The organism is Ramlibacter sp. (genome assembly GCF_013697775.1).
GTDB lineage: Bacteria > Pseudomonadota > Gammaproteobacteria > Burkholderiales > Burkholderiaceae_C > Ramlibacter.
Window position 1 is genome coordinate 1 of sequence record NZ_JACCWG010000160.1, and the last position, 2229, is coordinate 2229.

A 2229-nucleotide genomic window follows, 5' to 3' on the forward strand; every position below is an offset into this window, starting at 1 on the left:
GCCGCCGGGCGTGCGGCGCGCGCGCAGGCCGAGCACGAGCGCAAGGCGCAGGCCGCGCACGTAGCGGCAGGCGAGGAAGCGGCGAACCGCGCCGCGTACGCGCACAAGGTCGCCGAAGCCGAGGCACGGCAGGCGAAGGCCGGCAAGCGGCAGGCCGAGCGCAAGAAGCCGGCGGCCTCCGCGCTGCCGCCGCCGCAGTAACGCCAACCCTGGCTCAGCCTTCCAGCGGCTCCAGCTTCAAGATCAGCAGCGACAGGTTGTCGCCGCCGCCGCGCGCGCGCGAACGCGCCTTCTCGATCAGGAACTCGGTCGCTTCGCGCGGCGACAACGACGACAGCACCGAACCCAGCTCGTTCGGGCTGAAGTAGTGCCACACGCCGTCGCTGCAGGCCAGCAGGATGTCGCCCGGGCGCAGCCGGTCGATGCTGTGCACGTCCATCGGCGGGTCTTCCTCGGCGCCCAGGCAGCCCATCAGGATGTTGGACTGCGGGTGCACGTTGGCCTCCTCCTCGGTCAGCTCGCCGCGGTCCACCATCGTCTGCACGTAGGAATGGTCCATGGTGCGCCGCACCAGCTTGCTGCCGTGGAAGTGATAGATGCGCGAATCGCCGGCGTGCGCCCAGTGGCATTCGCCGTCGGCCTGGATCAGGAACACGGCGATGGTGCTGTGCGGCTCCTGCTCGGCCGAGATGGCGGTCAGCTTGATGACCAGGTGCGCTTCCTGGACGATCTGCTTGAGCAGCGAGGGCGCGTCGTCGTGATCGGGCGAGAAGCGCTCGAACAGCTGGCGCGCGGTCATCATGACCTGGTCGGACGCCTTGCGCCCGCCGCTGCGCCCGCCCATGCCGTCGGCCACGACGCCCAGCACACAGCCGGTGATGCGGGGGTGGGACAGCAGGGCGATCTGGTCCTGCTGGTACTCGCGGTCACCCTTGTGGATGCCGGTGGATGCGTTGAGTCGATAGCCCTTGGCCATGGTGGGAACGTCCCTCGGCCCGAAGCGGGCCTTCGCTCGATTATTGCCTGCGAAACACGTATTATCGAGCGAGTCCTGCCGCGCCAGCGCCCCATCTTGGAATCCAATCTGCACTCACCCGAGCGGCGCCTGATCGAGCTGCGGATCGAACACGCCGACCTCGACGCCATGGTCGACCGCGTGGCCGAACAAAGCCCGGTCGACGAACTCATGCTGCGCCGCCTGAAGAAGCGCCGGCTCGCGCTGCGCGACGAGATCGCGCGCCGCGAACTCGCGCTCGACCCCAAAGAACCCGCCTGATGATGCCCCCACGTTCCCCCACTGCGTGTGGGTCACTGCCCCCCGAGGGGGCCGCAGCCGCCTTGGGGCGGCCCGGCGGCGGCTGATGGAACTGGAGCAATCCGCCCGCGAGGCCTTCGCGCCGCACGGCGTGCTGTCGCGCGCTGCCGAGGCGTTCCGCCCGCGCGACGCGCAGACCGACATGGCGGTCGCGGTGGCGCGCACCATCGCCCATGGCGGCGCGCTGGTGGTCGAGGCCGGCACCGGCGTCGGCAAGACCTTTTCGTATCTCGTGCCCGCGCTGCTGAGCGGCGAACGCGTGCTGGTGTCCACCGCCACCAAGACCCTGCAGGACCAGCTGTTCGGCCGCGACCTGCCGCGGCTGGTGGAGGCGCTGGGCGTGCCGGTGCGCACGGCGCTGCTCAAGGGCCGCGGCAGCTACCTGTGCACGCACCGGCTCGAGTTGGCGCGGCGCGACGGGTCGCTGCCCGACCGGGCTTCGGTGCGCGCGTTGGCCAAGGTGGAGGAATGGGCGCAGGCCACGCGCACCGGCGACCTGGCGGAAATGCCGGGCCTGGACGAACGTTCGCCGGTGATTCCGCTGGTGACCTCCACGCGCGAGAACTGCCTGGGTTCGCAATGCCCGAAATTCCGCGGCTGCCACGTCAACGCGGCGCGGCGCGAAGCGCTGGCGGCCGACGTGGTGGTGGTCAACCATCACCTGTTCTTCGCTGACCTTGCGGTGCGCGAATCCGGCATGGCCGAACTGCTGCCCAGCGTGCGCGTGGCCATCTTCGACGAGGCGCACCAGCTGAACGAAACCGGCATCCAGTTCCTGGGCGAGCACCTGGGCACGGGCCAGGTGCTGGACTTCGCGCGCGACATGCTCGGCGCGGGCCTGCAACTGGCGCGCGGCCTGGCCGACTGGCAACAGGCCGCGGGCACCACCGAGCGCGCCGCGCGCGACCTGCGCC

General features: G+C 70.7%; 3 protein-coding genes and 1 pseudogene. 3 read left to right on the forward strand and 1 reads right to left on the reverse strand.

The window, feature by feature from the left end; all coding sequences use genetic code 11:
• Positions 1–201: pseudogene (locus H0U68_RS07875) on the forward strand (hypothetical protein); the annotation flags it as partial.
• Between the two features lie 13 nt (positions 202–214).
• On the opposite strand, the gene H0U68_RS07880 reads toward H0U68_RS07875, so the two are convergent.
• Positions 215–976 (reverse strand): protein phosphatase 2C domain-containing protein, encoded by a 762-nt coding sequence (locus tag H0U68_RS07880; RefSeq protein ID WP_296354329.1) that lies wholly within the window; start codon positions 974–976, stop codon positions 215–217.
• A 96-nt stretch (positions 977–1072) separates the two neighbouring features.
• Between H0U68_RS07880 and H0U68_RS07885 the strand changes: the two genes are divergently transcribed.
• Both H0U68_RS07885 and H0U68_RS07890 read left to right on the forward strand, forming a co-directional pair.
• Positions 1073–1276, forward strand: a complete 204-nt coding sequence (locus H0U68_RS07885) for a YdcH family protein (protein ID WP_296354331.1) — start codon at positions 1073–1075, stop codon at positions 1274–1276.
• Between the two features lie 85 nt (positions 1277–1361).
• A partial coding sequence (locus H0U68_RS07890) for an ATP-dependent DNA helicase (protein ID WP_296354333.1) occupies positions 1362–2229 on the forward strand: 868 nt, incomplete at its 3' end.

What these genes read in the sequence shown, in the direction of transcription:
- H0U68_RS07880 (WP_296354329.1), bottom strand. Translation starts at nt 976, where the DNA reads ATGGCCAAGGGCTATCGACTCAACGCATCCACCGGCATCCACAAGGGT.